This window comes from Shouchella hunanensis (assembly GCF_028735875.1).
In the GTDB taxonomy this organism is placed as follows: domain Bacteria; phylum Bacillota; class Bacilli; order Bacillales; family Bacillaceae_D; genus Shouchella; species Shouchella hunanensis.
This window is the reverse complement of sequence record NZ_CP117834.1, coordinates 1,208,608-1,224,111: the sequence shown is the minus strand read 5'-3', so window position 1 is coordinate 1,224,111 and position 15,504 is coordinate 1,208,608. Positions and strand designations below refer to the sequence as shown.

At 41.6% G+C, this 15,504-nt stretch carries 17 protein-coding genes; 16 read left to right on the top strand and 1 reads right to left on the bottom strand.

The features are described from left to right. The first annotated feature begins 57 nt into the window (after nt 1–57). The 7 genes from fsa to PQ477_RS06320 all read left to right on the top strand — a co-directional run bounded on the left by fsa (nt 58) and on the right by PQ477_RS06320 (nt 6,088). Complete coding sequence (gene fsa / locus PQ477_RS06350) at nt 58–693, top strand: fructose-6-phosphate aldolase (protein ID WP_035394265.1); 636 nt, start codon at nt 58–60, stop codon at nt 691–693. Between the two features lie 84 nt (nt 694–777). Next, a complete protein-coding gene (gene murA, locus PQ477_RS06345) occupies nt 778–2,064 on the top strand; it encodes a UDP-N-acetylglucosamine 1-carboxyvinyltransferase (protein ID WP_274273196.1) in 1,287 nt (428 codons plus the stop codon). 29 nt (nt 2,065–2,093) lie between these two features. Beyond that, nucleotides 2,094–3,059: a class II fructose-bisphosphatase gene (gene glpX, locus PQ477_RS06340; RefSeq protein ID WP_035394268.1), complete on the top strand. Its 966-nt coding sequence runs from the start codon at nt 2,094–2,096 to the stop codon at nt 3,057–3,059. A 270-nt stretch (nt 3,060–3,329) separates the two neighbouring features. Further along, entirely contained in the window at nt 3,330–4,598 is a 1,269-nt protein-coding gene (gene rho / locus PQ477_RS06335; RefSeq protein WP_035394271.1) for a transcription termination factor Rho, read from the top strand. Between the two features lie 99 nt (nt 4,599–4,697). Continuing rightward, nucleotides 4,698–4,940 (top strand): type B 50S ribosomal protein L31, encoded by a 243-nt coding sequence (locus PQ477_RS06330; protein WP_035394274.1) that lies wholly within the window; start codon nt 4,698–4,700, stop codon nt 4,938–4,940. A gap of 66 nt (nt 4,941–5,006) precedes the next feature. Continuing rightward, the gene (locus PQ477_RS06325) at nt 5,007–5,579 is read left to right on the top strand and encodes a thymidine kinase (RefSeq protein ID WP_144560247.1); all 573 of its coding nucleotides are present in this window, start codon (nt 5,007–5,009) and stop codon (nt 5,577–5,579) included. Between the two features lie 83 nt (nt 5,580–5,662). Further along, nucleotides 5,663–6,088, top strand: coding sequence for a hypothetical protein (locus tag PQ477_RS06320; protein ID WP_035394278.1), 426 nt, complete (start codon nt 5,663–5,665; stop codon nt 6,086–6,088). 46 nt (nt 6,089–6,134) lie between these two features. On the opposite strand, the gene PQ477_RS06315 is transcribed toward PQ477_RS06320, so the two are convergent. Continuing rightward, nucleotides 6,135–7,454 (bottom strand): FAD-dependent oxidoreductase, encoded by a 1,320-nt coding sequence (locus PQ477_RS06315; protein ID WP_144560246.1) that lies wholly within the window; start codon nt 7,452–7,454, stop codon nt 6,135–6,137. 156 nt (nt 7,455–7,610) lie between these two features. On the opposite strand from PQ477_RS06315, the gene prfA reads away from it, so the two are divergent. The 9 genes from prfA (at nt 7,611) to PQ477_RS06270 (ending at nt 15,495) form a co-directional block, all read left to right on the top strand. Continuing rightward, on the top strand, nt 7,611–8,681 hold the full coding sequence (prfA, locus tag PQ477_RS06310; RefSeq protein ID WP_035394280.1) for a peptide chain release factor 1: 1,071 nt from the start codon (nt 7,611–7,613) through the stop codon (nt 8,679–8,681). Further along, nucleotides 8,681–9,520, top strand: coding sequence for a peptide chain release factor N(5)-glutamine methyltransferase (gene prmC / locus PQ477_RS06305; protein ID WP_274273195.1), 840 nt, complete (start codon nt 8,681–8,683; stop codon nt 9,518–9,520). Before prfA ends, prmC begins: the two co-directional genes overlap by 1 nt. A gap of 79 nt (nt 9,521–9,599) precedes the next feature. Continuing rightward, entirely contained in the window at nt 9,600–10,205 is a 606-nt protein-coding gene (gene spoIIR, locus PQ477_RS06300; RefSeq protein WP_035394336.1) for a stage II sporulation protein R, read from the top strand. A gap of 55 nt (nt 10,206–10,260) precedes the next feature. Beyond that, nucleotides 10,261–10,707 carry a GNAT family N-acetyltransferase gene (locus PQ477_RS06295; protein ID WP_035394283.1) on the top strand — a complete coding sequence of 149 codons (447 nt, stop codon included), beginning with the start codon at nt 10,261–10,263 and terminating at the stop codon, nt 10,705–10,707. 223 nt (nt 10,708–10,930) lie between these two features. Continuing rightward, a complete protein-coding gene (locus PQ477_RS06290) occupies nt 10,931–11,953 on the top strand; it encodes an L-threonylcarbamoyladenylate synthase (RefSeq protein WP_144560244.1) in 1,023 nt (340 codons plus the stop codon). Nucleotides 11,954–12,159: 206 nt separating this feature from the next. Next, complete coding sequence (locus PQ477_RS06285; protein WP_060704445.1) at nt 12,160–12,963, top strand: ribonuclease E inhibitor RraB; 804 nt, start codon at nt 12,160–12,162, stop codon at nt 12,961–12,963. Nucleotides 12,964–13,112: 149 nt separating this feature from the next. Next, a complete protein-coding gene (locus PQ477_RS06280) occupies nt 13,113–13,655 on the top strand; it encodes a manganese efflux pump MntP (protein WP_035394286.1) in 543 nt (180 codons plus the stop codon). A 64-nt stretch (nt 13,656–13,719) separates the two neighbouring features. Continuing rightward, on the top strand, nt 13,720–14,154 hold the full coding sequence (locus PQ477_RS06275) for a low molecular weight protein arginine phosphatase (protein WP_035394288.1): 435 nt from the start codon (nt 13,720–13,722) through the stop codon (nt 14,152–14,154). A 21-nt stretch (nt 14,155–14,175) separates the two neighbouring features. Continuing rightward, the gene (locus tag PQ477_RS06270; RefSeq protein ID WP_274273194.1) at nt 14,176–15,495 is read left to right on the top strand and encodes a methyl-accepting chemotaxis protein; all 1,320 of its coding nucleotides are present in this window, start codon (nt 14,176–14,178) and stop codon (nt 15,493–15,495) included. Nucleotides 15,496–15,504: the final 9 nt, after the last annotated feature.

Here is a 15,504-nt window from a genome sequence, read left to right as displayed (position 1 = left end):
ATGACTGCTTTTATTTCCATTTATGAATGTAACCGTTTTTTTATAGGGGGATATGAAATGAAATTTTTTATCGATACGGCAAACCTTTCTGAAATTAAAGAAGCACACGAACTTGGTATTTTGGACGGTGTAACAACAAACCCTAGTCTTGTAGCAAAAGAAAATGTAGAATTCCATGATCGCATCAAAGAAATTGCAGCGGTCGTTCCAGGAAGTGTAAGTGCAGAGGTTATTTCATTAGAGGCAGAAGAAATGATTCGTGAAGGAAAAGAGCTTGCAGCGATTGCAGAGAACATAACTGTAAAAGTTCCCATGACAGTCGATGGTTTGAAAGCTGTTCATGCGTTAACGGAAGCTGGAATCCAAACAAACGTTACGCTGATCTTTTCAGCTGCTCAAGCATTATTAGCGGCGCGTGCAGGTGCTACGTATGTGTCACCATTTCTAGGTCGCTTAGATGATATTGGACATGATGGACTCAATTTAGTTACTGATGTTCGGACCATTTTCGACACTCATGGATTGGATACTCAAATTATCGCTGCTAGTGTTCGTCACCCGATTCATGTAAACGAGGCTGCAAAACGTGGCGCACATATTGCGACGATTCCACTCAAAGTCATCAAACAACTGACACAACACCCACTCACAGATAAAGGCATTGAGCAATTTCTTTCTGACTGGAATAAATAATGTGAGAAAATTGGATTTGTGCATCAAGAATAACTCTGAACATACTTACTCAAAAGGGACTAGGTATAAAAGGAAGGGATTATCATGCATAAACTGCTAATAAAAGGTGGGCAAACCCTTGAAGGTTCTGTGCAGATCAGTGGCGCAAAGAATAGTGCAGTCGCACTTATTCCCGCTGCCATTCTAGCAGATAGTCCAGTTGTGATTGACAACTTACCATCTATATCTGACGTAGAGCTTTTAGCGGAGCTTTTACGTGAGATCGGTGGAGAGGTTACAATGGACGATCAACAGATGGAAATTAAACCAGAAAACATGGTTGCTATGCCATTGCCAAACGGACGAGTGAAAAAATTACGCGCATCGTATTATTTAATGGGTGCCATGCTTGGGAAATTTAAAAAAGCTGTTATTGGTTTGCCTGGTGGGTGTAATCTAGGTCCAAGACCGATTGATCAGCATATAAAAGGATTTGAAGCACTTGGCGCTCGTGTGACAAATGAACAGGGAGCCATTTATTTGCGTGCGGATGAACTACAAGGAGCGAAGATTTACCTTGACGTTGTCAGCGTAGGCGCAACGATTAATATTATGCTTGCTGCTGTCAGAGCAAAAGGGCAAACCATTATTGAAAACGCCGCAAAAGAACCAGAAATTATTGATGTCGCCACACTTTTAACAAGCATGGGTGCTAAAATTAAAGGCGCTGGAACGAACGTGATACGAATAGGAGGCGTGAATCATCTGAAGGGCTGCACCCACTCTATTATTCCAGACCGGATTGAGGCTGGTACATACATGATAATGGCTGCGGCGATGGGACAACGAGTGCAAATTGATAATGTTATCCCAACTCATTTGGATTCCATTACCGCAAAGCTTAGAGAGATGGGCACGAGGGTTGAAGAAAAAGATGATCAAATGATTGTGGAAGGAATGTTGGACAAAAAAGGTGTCGACATTAAGACGCTTGTTTATCCAGGTTTTCCTACTGATTTACAACAACCATTTACAAGTCTTTTAGTTAGTGCAAAGGGTACTAGTATTGTGACGGACACCATTTACGATGCGCGTTTCAAGCACGTAGATGAACTTAGGCGCATGGGTGCCAATGTCAAAGTAGAAGGGCGGTCCGCCATTGTGAATGGGCGCTCTCCATTACAAGGGGCTAACGTCCGTGCTAGTGATTTACGAGCAGGAGCAGCGCTTATCGTAGCGGGATTAATGGCTGAAGGGGTTACGGAGATTTCCGGTCTTGAGCATATTGATCGCGGATATGAACATTTAGAAGAGAAACTTCGAAACTTAGGTGCGATTGTATGGCGCGAAGAGTTAAATGAAGAAGAAATTGAACAAGTGAATCAATCATAGGGGTATTAGAATCGGGAGGATAACAGAGTATGGAACGCAGTTTGTCAATGGAACTTGTCCGAGTAACAGAAGCAGCCGCACTTGCTTCAGGTCGTTGGATGGGCAGAGGAAATAAAGAAGAGGCTGATCGAGCGGCAACAGAAGCAATGAGGGATGTTTTTGATACGATACCAATGAAGGGTACGGTCGTTATTGGTGAAGGTGAAATGGATGAAGCGCCAATGCTTTATATCGGAGAGAAATTAGGAAATGGCTATGGTCCTCGTGTAGACGTAGCGGTTGACCCACTTGAGGGAACAAATATTCTTGCGTACGGTCAGTGGAATGCACTTGCTGTTCTTGCTGTTGCAGATCACGGAAATTTATTACACGCTCCTGATATGTACATGGATAAACTTGCCGTTGGTCCAGAAGCGGTTGGAAATGTCGATATTGATGCACCTGTTCTTGATAATCTAAAGGCTGTTGCGAAAGCAAAAAATAAGGATATTGAAGACTTAGTTGTTGTCTTATTAAATCGACCTCGCCATGAGAAATTAATTCATGACATTCGAAAAGCTGGTGCGCGAATTAAATTACTATCTGATGGAGATGTCGCTGCTGCTGTAAATACAGGCTTTGATGACACAGGTGTAGATCTGTTAATGGGCTCGGGTGGTGCGCCAGAGGGCGTTTTGGCTGCGGTAGGTTTAAAATGTCTAGGTGGAGATTTTCAAGGGAAATTATTGCCTCAGTCGGAGCTTGAGCTTTCTCGTTGTAAGGAAATGGGCATCGCTGATGTAAATAAAATTCTTCGTATGGAAGATCTCGTGCGTGGCGATGACTGTATTTTTGCAGCAACAGGTGTAACCGATGGTGAATTGCTAACAGGCGTACGGTATAAAGGGACAAAAGCCAATACGCAATCCATTGTTATGCGAGCAAAATCAGGTACAGTTCGCTTCGTCGAGGGAACACATAGTATGAAAAAGAAGCCTGATCTGGTTATGCGCTAACACAACGGTTTCTTGAAGCTGGTGTGAATTTTTGTCGAATAGTGAAAAGGGAGGTTTTCTCCCTTTTTTTATTGATTAATTCTACTAAATATGGTTAAAATAAAGTTTAGTTACTTTCCTTCTATAATAACTTTTCTCCATTTTCCTTCCCTGTTAAAAATTCATGACTAAAGTTAAATGAGTAAATTTTATATGAGAACAAAGACGATTTCGTTCATTGTCTATAAAAAGGAATAAGTAGAACGATAATGATAAAGCGTGGTGACTTTGATGAGCGTAAATATAACAGAATTAGAGAATATGACGTTAAAAGAGCTATATGAACAAGCGAAAACGTTTAAAGTCTCTTATTACAGCAAACTAACAAAACGAGAACTTATCTTTGCTATTTTAAAAGGACAAGCGGAGCAAGACGGGCTTTTATTTATGGAAGGTGTATTAGAAATTATTCAAAGTGAAGGCTTTGGATTTCTGAGACCAATTAATTATTTGCCTAGTACAGAAGATATTTATATTTCCGCATCGCAAATTCGTCGATTTGATTTAAGAAATGGAGATAAGGTTTCTGGAAAGGTTCGGCCACCAAAAGACAATGAGCGCTATCACGGGCTGCTACATGTAGAAGCGGTTAATGGTGATTCGCCTGAAACATCAAGAGACCGTCCTCATTTTCCAGCACTTACCCCTTTATATCCAGATGTGAAGATCGATTTAGAATCTAAGCCCGGTCGTGTTTCGTCGCGTATTATTGATATGGTGTCACCAGTTGGTTTTGGTCAACGTGGACTAATTGTTGCGCCGCCGAAAGCAGGGAAGACTTCATTAATGAAAGAAGTCGCCAATAGCATAGCGGAAAAACACCCCTCTGTTGAGCTGATTGTTCTGTTAATCGACGAGCGTCCAGAAGAAGTAACGGACATGGAACGTTCAATCAAAGGGGAAGTTGTAAGTTCAACATTTGATGAAGTGCCAGAAAACCACATTAAGGTAGCTGAGCTTGTGTTAGAGAGAGCGATGCGTCTCGTCGAGCATAAGAAAGATGTCGTTATTTTAATGGATTCCATTACGCGTCTTGCTCGCGCGTACAACCTTGTCATTCCACCAAGTGGACGTACGTTATCTGGGGGGATTGATCCAGCTGCTTTTCACCGTCCAAAACGCTTTTTTGGAGCAGCTCGAAATATCGAAGAGGGTGGAAGTTTAACGATTTTAGCGACAGCCCTGGTCGATACAGGCTCAAGAATGGACGACGTCATTTACGAAGAATTTAAGGGAACAGGTAATATGGAGCTTCATTTAGACCGCCGTCTTGCTGAAAGAAGAATCTTCCCATCAATTGATATTCGTCGTTCTGGTACACGAAAAGAAGAGCTGCTTATGCCAAAATCTCAGCTTGATAAACTGTGGACAATTCGTAAAACAATGAACGAATCACCTGATTTTACCGATCAATTTATTCGCCGTGTGAAGGAAACGAAGACAAACGTCGAGTTTTTTGAGGAAATGCAAGCAGAAATGACAGGCAAGCGTCGATCGTAAAAGTTGATCTTGCAAATTTGGTGTGGGCTTGATATAATTTCGATTATGTGAGGAAAACTCTGTTTCGAATAGATTCAGGGCAAAAGGAGATGAAATGCAATGAAAGCTGAAATCCATCCAACGTACCAAAAAGTTGTATTCTTAGATACAAGCACGGGCTTCAAGTTTCTAACTGGTTCTACTCGTGGTTCTAATGAGACAGTTGAGTGGGAAGATGGCAACACTTATCCACTTATTAAAGTTGAGATTTCTTCGGATTCACACCCATTCTACACTGGTAAGCAAAAGCTTGCTGATGCAGGTGGCCGTGTTGATAAATTCAAAAAGAAATACAACCTATAAGCAGCAAAAGACAGGCAGTCATAATGCCTGTCTTTTTTTATGACGCACGCGCATGAGGAGGGACAAATGGCACAGCTATTTTTTAAATATGGTGCAATGAATAGTGGAAAATCATTTGAAATCTTAAAGGTGGCTTCGAACTATGAAGAGCAGAATAAACCTGTTTTACTATTTACTTCTGGCATTGATACGCGAGATGAAGTTGGCTATGTATCAAGTCGTGTAGGATTAAGGAGAGCAGCTATTTCTGTGTTTAACGATACTAACCTTTTTGACGTTGTAAAGCATGCTGAGCAGAAACCTTATTGTGTACTCATTGATGAGGTGCAGTTTCTTTCAAGAGAGCATGTGCTGCAATTAGCTAAAATTGTGGACGAATTGACAATTCCAGTAATGGCTTTTGGACTAAAAAATGATTTTCAAAATGAGTTATTTGAAGGAAGTAAGCAAATGCTCATTCAAGCAGATAAAATTGAAGAAATGAAAACCATCTGCTGGTTCTGCCATAAAAAAGCAATTATGAATTTACGTGTAGATGAACATGGAAAACCTATTTATACAGGGGATCAAATTCAAATTGGTGGCAATGACCAATACTACCCTGTCTGCCGTAAATGTCACCGTCATCCGCCTTTGTAAGTTTAGTATAGGAGTATGGAAAAAAAGTTCTTGTGGAACCCTAAAGGAGCCGTATGACTGTACGGCGCAAAAGGGGGAGAAGCATGAAGAAGATCGCAACTGGTTTCGTTGCTTTGTTCGTTATGGCAGGTTGTGGGAGTGACATGGGTGCAGCGGATGTTCACGAGAAGCATGATCGTGGCATGGGTGCCTTTGGACCAGGTCCTTTAAACTTTGAGCATATGAAGCATGAACAGGATTCATACCCGCAAGGACAAACGAATCTTGGCGCAAGTTATGTGAATCCGAGTGCCGAACACAGAACGTTAGAAGAAGATGGGCAGCTTGTTGAAGAAATAATTGAGGAGCATGGATTCAGATCTGGCATTGCCATTGTGAATGGTGGGCATATCTATGCAAAAGCTCATCCAGACCATGAATGGGATAAAGCAGAACAAGAGCAGCATACGAGAGAATTAGAGAAGGCGCTCGAGAGGGGAATTCCACGCTACCAAGTCCATCTTCGTTAACGAAAACTGACCCGAGATTATTCATCTTCGGGTCAGTTTTTTATCGTTACGATCGTCTTCTTGCGGTTTGTTGAAGTGGATCCCAGACGCTGTTAAATGGGGGAGAGTAGCCAAGATCTAATTCCTCTAGATCTTGCATGGTCATTCGGTGATAGAGGGCTGTCGCCAATACATCACATCGTTTATCGACACCTTTTGTGCCAATAAATTGTCCCCCTAATACTTCCCCTGTTTTTTCGTTGTATTGAAGACGAATCAAAATGGGTTCGTGTGTAGGATAATAAGCAGCGACGTGGGGAAGTTTGGCCTGCACGCATTTATAGGCATATCCTAGTTCTTCAATTTCACGGGAAGATAATCCTGTTCTCGCCAACGTTAAGTCGAAAAACTGATAAATTTGTGTGCCGACAATGCCTTTAAACACCCGTGGCTTTCCGCACATGTTTAATCCCGCTATACGCCCTTGCTTATTTGCGTGCGTACCGAGGGGGAGGTACGTGTCTTTGTCGGTAATACGATGGTAATGAGTGGCGCAATCCCCAGCCGCATAAACATCTTTCAAGTTTGTTTCCATATAACGATTCACTTTAATGGCACCATGCTCATCGAGGTGTATACCTGTATTTGTTAAAAAGTCGGTATTTGGACGAACGCCAACAGCAACAATGACTAAATCGGTTTTGCATGTAGACAGATTGGTGATAACGGAGGTGACGTTGCCCTCCTCATCTCCTTCAAAACCGATAATGTCATGATTTAAATCAAGTTGAATCCCTTCTTCAATCGCTTTTTCGTGGATATGATCGGTCATTTCCTTATCAAAGTTCATTGCAAGTCGAGCTGAACGTTCAAGAATTCGAACTTTATGACCTGCTTTACATACATTTTCAGCAATTTCAAGCCCAATGGAACCGCCGCCAATAACGGTAATATTTCGTCGTTTCCCTTTTAGTCGCTGAATGATTTTCTTTGCGTCAGGAATTGTTTTTAATGTATAGATTCCTTTAAGGTGGTTGTTGTTCCAATCAGGTACGAAAGGTCTAGCGCCAGAAGCGATCAATAATTTATCATAGTCAATCTCAAAATTCTTTCCGATGACACGCTTTTCGTTCACATCGATTGATGTTACTTCGTGCTCTGTTCTGGCGTCAATGCCGTGCTTAATCCGATACGTATCTGCATCTCTGGCAACGAGCTTTTCTTCCTTTTCAATATCGCCACCAATCCAATAAGGAAGACCGCATTGTGCATATGAATAATAAAGCCCTTTTTCGAGCACTGTAATGTCGGCTTGAGCGTCGTTTCGAACAAGCTGCATCGCTGCACTCATTCCTGCGGCATCACCGCCTATAATGACATAGTTCACCTTTATCCCGCCTTTTTAGAAAACTCAAATCTATTCTATGTAGTATTCCCAACAGGAAGTGCGTGCAAACCGTTCGAATAGGGTGCATTGACCATTAGAAGTGCCATATACTATAATGGTAAGGATATGTAGCGGAAATAAAGATGAGGTGACGTCGTGTTAGATCGTTTACAATCTGTTGAAGATCGTTATGATTTTTTAAACGAACAACTAAGTGATCCAGATGTAATTAGTGATACCAATAAATTACGTGAGTACTCAAAGGAACAAGCACAAATAGAGGAAACCGTGCAAGCATACCGTGACTATAAAGAAGTTCACGAACAATTAAATGAAGCAAAAGCCATGCTTGAAGATAAATTAGACGATGAGATGTACCAAATGGTAAAAGAAGAGCTGGATGAGCTTTCAAGTCGAAAAGAAGAATTGGAAGCTCGTTTGAAGATTTTGCTTTTACCGAAAGATCCGAATGACGACAAGAACGTTATTGTTGAAATTCGTGGAGCTGCTGGCGGAGACGAAGCTCAGCTCTTCGCATCGGACCTATTTAAAATGTACTATCGTTTTGCTGAGATGCAAGGATGGAAAACAGAGATTATTGAAGCCCAGGCAAATGAAATTGGCGGCTATAAAGAAGTCATCTTTATGGTCAATGGAACAGGGGCTTACTCAAAACTCAAATACGAAAACGGTGCTCACCGTGTACAGCGTGTACCAAAGACAGAATCTGGCGGACGTATTCATACGTCTACTGCAACGGTGGCTGTATTGCCTGAAGCCGAAGAAGTGGAAATTGACATTCATGAAAAAGACATTCGAGTGGATACGTTCACTTCAAGTGGTCCTGGTGGGCAAAGTGTAAATACGACGATGTCAGCCGTTCGTTTAACTCATTTACCTACGAATACAGTTGTTTCGTGCCAAGATGAAAAATCACAAATTAAAAACAAAGAAAAAGCAATGAAAGTGCTTCGAGCGCGTATTTTCGATAAAGTGCAGCAAGAAGCGCAGGCGGAATACGCAGATGCACGTAAAACCGCAATCGGCACTGGCGATCGTTCTGAGCGGATTCGTACCTATAATTTCCCTCAAAGTCGCGTAACGGATCACCGCATTGGCTTGACGATTCAAAAGCTTGAGCAAATCTTGCAAGGTCAACTCGATGAAATTATTGATGCACTTATTGTAGAAGAGCAATCTGAAGCAATGAAGAATGCGGAATCGTAATGAAGAAGACGGTATACGAAGCTCTGAACTGGGCTTCGTCTTTTTTACGAAGTCATGGTCTTGAGGAGCCGGCAGGAGAGTGGTTGCTACGTCACCATCTGAACACAAATCGTGCCGCCCTATTAGCCAGTTTTCACGATGAAGTGCGTGATGACGTTTGGCTAGCTTTTAAAGCAGATGTCGAGACGTTAACTTCAGGTATACCGGTGCAGCATATCATTGGCTCTGAATCGTTTTATGGACGCATATTTAACGTATCAGGGGATGTGCTCATTCCTCGACCAGAGACTGAGGAACTGGTTCAAGCGGTTCTTGAGAGGCTAAAGGGAACGGAACGAATTGTTGACATAGGTACGGGAAGTGGAGCTATTGCTATTACTCTACAATTAGAATCTCCACATACAGAAGTGACGGCGGTCGATGTATCAGAAAAGGCTTTAAACGTTGCCAAGGAAAACGCAAAAACATTAGGTGCGAAGGTCCGGTTTAAACTAGGTGATTTATGTAGACCCGTTAAAGGGGAGTATTTCGACGTCATTGTGTCAAATCCTCCTTATATACCGGTAGGAGATCGTGCTTCATTAGCTGAACAAGTAAGGGAATATGAGCCTGAGCTCGCTTTATTTGCCGGAGATGACGGACTAGCTGTTTATCGTCGTTTAGCGCTTGAACTTCATGAGTATGTCCATGATGGATCACTCATCGCTCTTGAAATCGGAGCAGGACAGGGAAGCGCGGTCAAGCAGTTATTTCAGAAACAATTTCCAAAAGCCACTATTGAAGTCCGTTTTGATATTAATGAAAAAGATCGAATTGTATTGATTGATGTTCGATTATAGCTAAAGAGAATGTCGAACGATTTTGTGTTTAAACGGTGCTTGCCCTGACCATGCTAGGAGGGAAGGGGCGGTGCTCGTAATGAAGGCAAAAGCAATTATTTATCTATTAATCTCTTTATTTGTAGGACTAATGAGTTGGGAATCACAAAATGCACAAGCAGTTAGTCAGTTTCATCAAGAAGTAAATGAAGAAGAGGCAATTCGCTTACGCATTTTAGCAAACAGTGATTCCGTTAGTGACCAAATGTTAAAACGGGATATCCGTGATGAAATAAATGCAGAAATTACAAAATGGGTTCAAGAAGTGAAAACGTTTGAGGAAGCAGTAGCAATCATTGAAAGCAACATGGATGAAATGGAAGCGATCGTTGCGCGTGAGTTGAGCAAATACAACAAGAATCAAGACTATACCGTTGAATTTAACGAAGAGGTTGCGTTTCCGACAAAGCTTTACGGTAACCTTGTTTACCCCGCAGGAGCCTATCAAGCCGTTCTTGTAACACTTGGAGAAGGGGAAGGCGAAAACTGGTGGTGTGTACTATTTCCACCATTATGTTTTCTAGATATGGACAATGCAGAAGCGAAAGAGGTAGAATCAGAATCCAACGAAGAAGATCCTGAAGTCGAAACATCTTTTTTTATAGTTGATATGTTTGAATCTGTATGGGATCGGTTATTTGGATAATAGTCATATATGTACAAGCCTCCTCATAGAATGAACAAAAAGGAGGACGTCTCATATGTCATTAACGGTTCGAAAAATGGAAGAAACGGATGTATTGGCAGTTCAACATTTATTTGCACGGGTTGGCTCTGCTAAAACGCCGAATCAAATAGATAGCTTTGTTGTCGTCGAGAATGAAGAAGGAATGTTAGTGGGAACAGTCGGGTTAGACAAAGTGTTAGATCTAGGGCTGTTACGCACACTTGTCATTGATAGCGAAAAAACCCATGCCATGGCAGCAGTTGAATTCATTCAATTAGCATTGGCGTTTGCTCATTCTGAAGGTGTAAACCATGTGTATGCATTGAGTAGTGGAAAGGCGTCTTTATTTGAGCCATTAGGTTTTGAACAAGTATCAAAACAGTCGATTCCTGAAGAAATCAAGCAATTAGAGCATTATCAACATATAACGAGCATAGATGACACGATTGCATGGTCTTATAACTGTTCGCATATTGTGTAAGACCTGTGGATTTGTGTATAAGTTTTGTGTATAAGCGCGGAAAAGTTCAATTATAGCTGAATTTATCAACTTATAAACAGTTTATCCACAGCCGTGGATAAACTGTTTTTTCTTTTGGTGCAATCGATAGATTAGTCTGATAAAATAGAGTGAACCCTTATAGGATAGGCATTTGAAGATTTGAAGAAAAAAGTTTCGTTAGAATGAAAGAGGCGAACAGATCGTGAGTTATAAACAGACGAAGGTTTGGAATGTGGATAACAATGATATAGAGAAGGGAGAACCCTTATTATTACAAGAACCGACAATGTGGATAAGGGACAATAAGCTCATTGCGTTCCCTACTGAAACGGTGTACGGCTTAGGGGCGAACGCATTATCTGATGAAGCAGTCAGCAAAATCTTTTATGCAAAAGGAAGACCGAGTGACAATCCACTGATTGTCCACATAGGAGATAAAACACAGCTGAATGAATTAGTAGCAGACATTCCTGAAGTTGCGGATCGTTTAATGGAGGCCTTTTGGCCAGGAGCACTTACGTTAATTTTTAAAGCGAAGCCGGTCTTGTCGACCCATGTAACAGCGGGCTTAGAAACGGTAGGTATACGGATGCCGTCTAATCCGGTGGCAAGAGCGTTTTTAAAAGCGTGCCAACTGCCCATTGCCGCTCCTAGTGCAAATCAATCAGGCCGCCCATCACCTACAACAGCAGCCCATGTGTTACAGGATCTGAACGGAAGGATCGATGGCGTGATTGACGGGGGACAAACAGGCATTGGTTTAGAATCGACGGTATTAAGCATCGTTGAAGATACCCCTGTACTTTATCGGCCTGGAGGTGTGACGAAAGAAGAAATTGAAGGGGTTGTTGGACCAATTGGTGTGGATAAAGCGTTAGTAAGCACAAATGAACAACCTAAATCACCAGGAATGAAGTATACGCATTATGCACCTGAAGCCGACGTGTATATTGTGGAGGAGCCAAAGCATTTTCATTCCGCTATTCAAAGGGCAAAAGCAAGTGGATTACGGGTAGGTGTATTGGCGAGCGAGAGTTATAAAGAAGCACATGAATCGATTGTGGTCCACTCCCTTTATGACTTAGCTCAGACGTTCTATTATACGCTTCGTTTATTTGATGAAAAAGCAGTAACGGTTATTTTCGTAGAAGCAGTTCCGACACTAGGTGTTGGAGCCGCTATAATGAATCGACTCGAAAAAGCAGCGGGTGGCAAGCGTCTATAAAGAAAAAGAGTATGGACTTAACAGGAATGGTTTAAGGACAAGGTGAATAGTGTAGAGAAGGCTGGCTTTCACACCTTAACAAACAAGCCTGTTTTTGCCGATAACAAGAAAGAAAAGAATGATTAGATAGCCTCCCTGTTTAGTTGCACACGCAACTGAATCTGCATGAAGAAAAACGACGACATTATGATGAAAAGGAGCGGAAAATGGAGCGTTCAAAACAAGTGTTTTCTTATAAAACAGAAGTGGATCCGGAAACAGAAATCATTTATGGCCATGTAACGATTATGACGGATCGAAAAGCGATGGATGTTCCATATTACTTAATATCGGATGAAGTATTCGCAGTAGACGAGGATTCTTTTGCAGACAAGCCCGGTGTTAATGATTTATTGGGAATGCTTGAGTTTTTTTATACGGAATCCGATCGTTTACTCGATACCGTTGTCGTGTTTCCTCAAATGCGTGATGACATTATTCGGATGGAATCATTTGCAGATTGGTTACAGCAATGGCAGCGCTATTTCTATCTTTCCAATGTGAAAGATATTGGCTTTATCGTCTCTCATAAACAAGCTGAAAGTGAACGTTTTTGCATGATTCTAGAAGAATTAGGATTTGAAGAAATGCTTTCTTCAGAAGAAGAACAGCAATCATTTTACTTTTACAATGTAACCTATATTACCCCTGTTGATTTCCCTAATGATGATGATGGCGCTGTTTTGCAGAGTTTAAAAGACTCTGGTGTTGATATGAGTAAGCCACGGGAAGTGGAGTTTATTTTGCTTTGTCCTAATCGACGAATTGCTCGAAAAGTAGCGAAGTTGGTTGAACTTGAAGGGTATGTAGTTGACGTTGACGAAGATGAAGAACATGAGGAATTTGTTCTGGTGTGCAAAAAAGTGATTTCTCTCACTCATGCTGAAATTGTGAAGCAACAACACGATTTAGAAGAAATAACGGCGAAATACGAAGTGAAAATAGACGGCTGGGGAGCAATGGTGGATTAAGGCTACCTAGCTTATAGATGGAACCTCTCATTTTACGAATGGGAGGTTCTTTGCTGTTACCATTTTTATGACCATGCCTATTAGCCTGTCTAAAATCTCTCGGACGTGCATACATTCGAATAGCATGTTTTTGCGGGAGGAGTTAAACAATGCACGAGATTGTGACGATAATGATTATGGCAGCAGCTTTAGGAATGGATGCCTTTTCAGTAACCTTAGGAATGGGGATGCTTGGTCTTACGGGAAAGCAAGTGTTCCGCATTGGTCTTACGATCGGTGCTTTTCACGTCTTTATGCCGTTACTCGGTATGATTACGGGTCAATGGCTTTCTGGTAAGTATGATGTTATCGCAACCTACATAGGTGGAGGTCTTCTCCTGGTTATAGGTGTGCAAATGCTGTTAGCTTCTTTTTCGGAAGAAGAAAACTCAAAATTAAAGCCAGTAGGTATTGGGTTATTATTGTTTGCCTTGGGTGTAAGTTTAGACAGTTTTTCCGCTGGCTTGTCGTTTGGTATTTTAGGAACGAAAGTCATGTTGACAGTAGTAAGTATTGGAGCTGTCAGTATGGTATTAGCTTGGTTGGGTTTGTTAATTGGCTCTAAATTTCATAAACTCATTGGTTCTTATGGAGAACTATTAGGCGGGGTTATTTTAATTGGATTTGGTTTGAAAATCATGCTCCCACTTTGATGAATCAACTGGTACACATGTGCTAAACTAGTGAAACATTGATGTAAAGTGAAGGAGTGGAACCATGAAAAAGAAGAAAAATGTTTTAGTTGTTTGTACAGGAAATACGTGTCGCTCACCATTAGCTGAAGCTTATTTAAAGAAATATGGAAGTGAGCACGTAAATGTTAAATCTGCAGGCGTAAGTGCTGCGTATGGACATGCAATTTCTAGCGGTTCTAAAAGGGTTTTAGAAAAAGAAGGAATTGAACTAGATCACGCGTCGCAACCTTTATCGGATGAACTCATTCAATGGGCGGACAAAGTACTAACGATGTCTTCTGCCCATAAACGAATCGTAGAAGAACGTTATCCTTATCAGAATGTATCTACGCTACAAGAGGCGGCTGGAAGAGAAGGCTATGATATACAGGATCCCTTCGGTGGTACGGATGAGGATTATGAACAAACTGCGAAAATGATTAAAAAAGCCGTTAAAGACTTTCTGCGGCAATCTTAAAATAGAAAAGGATGAATGGGAATGGAAGCAGAAACAAGTGTCTCTAAAAGGTACAGATTCAGTATTCGGAAGAAAATTGTATTAGGGGTTAGTACTGTTGCGGTCATCACGTTTGCTAGCAGTGCCATCATCCTGTACTTTTTAGCAGATTTTTTTGCTTCGTTCCTTAACATAGATCCAGCTTGGCTCACATTACTTGTTCTGCTAGCGGGTGTAGTCTGGAGTGGCATACTCGGTTATTTTCTATCGAATATTATAACGAAACCTTTGGCCCAGTTAGAACAAGCGGTTACAGAGGCGGCAGCTGGTGTCATAGATCAAACAGTCGAATTATCAAAGTCAGATGACGAACTGCGTGCATTAGGTGTCGCATATAATAAAATGCTCACAAATTTGAATGGAATGGTTCGTGAAATCGATCGGAACTTCGTTGAAACAGATGAGCGAGTTCAGCAATTAGGTATAGCTACAGCTACTTCCTCCTCTCAAGCGGAGCAAATCGGCTTTACAATGGGCGAAATTGCTAGTGGAGCAGAAAATGCTGCACAAGCCATTCAAGAAACCGTCTTCTCTCTCGAAACGACTACTGAAATGGCAAACGAGATGCAAGAAAAAGCCTCCTTGTCATCAAAGCAAGCGTCAGAAATGGGGCAGCTTCTTGAAACAAGTAGGGTCATGACGACGAATCTTGTAAAAGGAATAGGCGACCTAACAACGAAGCAAGAGCATTCACTTGATTCGGTTCACCGTCTTGAAGAACAAGCGCAAGAGGTAGAAGGGATTACGGCAGTTGTTGGTGCCATCGCTAAGCAAACAAACTTACTTGCTTTAAATGCCTCTATTGAAGCTTCTCGTGCTGGGGAGCATGGGCGCGGGTTCGCGGTGGTAGCGAGTGAAGTTCGGAAGCTGGCTGACGAAAGCACACAAGCGGTTGAATCCATCAATCAATTAATTACGACTATTCAAGAAGAAGTGAAACAAGTTGTTAAGAACATTGAAGAACAAGTAGATGTTGCAAGAATTCAGACGGAGCAAGGTGAAAAAACGACAACGGCACTTTTGGAGATGGAATCATCTGCCAAAACCGTTACAGATATAATTGAAATTATTTCTACTTTGTCGGACAAGCAGAAGCAATCCATTGAAGCGAGCTCGGTGAAAACAGAGGAAGTAGCTGCGATTGCAGAGCAAACCTCTGCTGGTGCACAAGAAGTCACGGCGATGACAGAAGAACAGACGGTGGCGTTAAGTGAGATTGAAACGTTATCAAAAGACTTATCAAATCAAGCCAAGGAATTGAAGACAACGATCGAAAAGTTTACAATAGAATCAAACCAATAGAAGCGTCCT

Coding starts and splice junctions, on each gene's coding strand:
- spoIIR (WP_035394336.1), top strand. CDS start 9,600: ATGAAGGCAAAAGCAATTATTTATCTATTAATCTCTTTATTTGTAGGA.
- PQ477_RS06325 (WP_144560247.1), top strand. CDS start 5,007: ATGGCACAGCTATTTTTTAAATATGGTGCAATGAATAGTGGAAAATCA.
- PQ477_RS06275 (WP_035394288.1), top strand. CDS start 13,720: ATGAAAAAGAAGAAAAATGTTTTAGTTGTTTGTACAGGAAATACGTGT.
- PQ477_RS06330 (WP_035394274.1), top strand. CDS start 4,698: ATGAAAGCTGAAATCCATCCAACGTACCAAAAAGTTGTATTCTTAGAT.
- PQ477_RS06270 (WP_274273194.1), top strand. CDS start 14,176: ATGGAAGCAGAAACAAGTGTCTCTAAAAGGTACAGATTCAGTATTCGG.
- PQ477_RS06320 (WP_035394278.1), top strand. CDS start 5,663: ATGAAGAAGATCGCAACTGGTTTCGTTGCTTTGTTCGTTATGGCAGGT.
- PQ477_RS06295 (WP_035394283.1), top strand. CDS start 10,261: ATGTCATTAACGGTTCGAAAAATGGAAGAAACGGATGTATTGGCAGTT.
- glpX (WP_035394268.1), top strand. CDS start 2,094: ATGGAACGCAGTTTGTCAATGGAACTTGTCCGAGTAACAGAAGCAGCC.
- PQ477_RS06285 (WP_060704445.1), top strand. CDS start 12,160: ATGGAGCGTTCAAAACAAGTGTTTTCTTATAAAACAGAAGTGGATCCG.
- PQ477_RS06280 (WP_035394286.1), top strand. CDS start 13,113: ATGCACGAGATTGTGACGATAATGATTATGGCAGCAGCTTTAGGAATG.
- prmC (WP_274273195.1), top strand. CDS start 8,681: ATGAAGAAGACGGTATACGAAGCTCTGAACTGGGCTTCGTCTTTTTTA.
- fsa (WP_035394265.1), top strand. CDS start 58: ATGAAATTTTTTATCGATACGGCAAACCTTTCTGAAATTAAAGAAGCA.
- rho (WP_035394271.1), top strand. CDS start 3,330: ATGAGCGTAAATATAACAGAATTAGAGAATATGACGTTAAAAGAGCTA.
- murA (WP_274273196.1), top strand. CDS start 778: ATGCATAAACTGCTAATAAAAGGTGGGCAAACCCTTGAAGGTTCTGTG.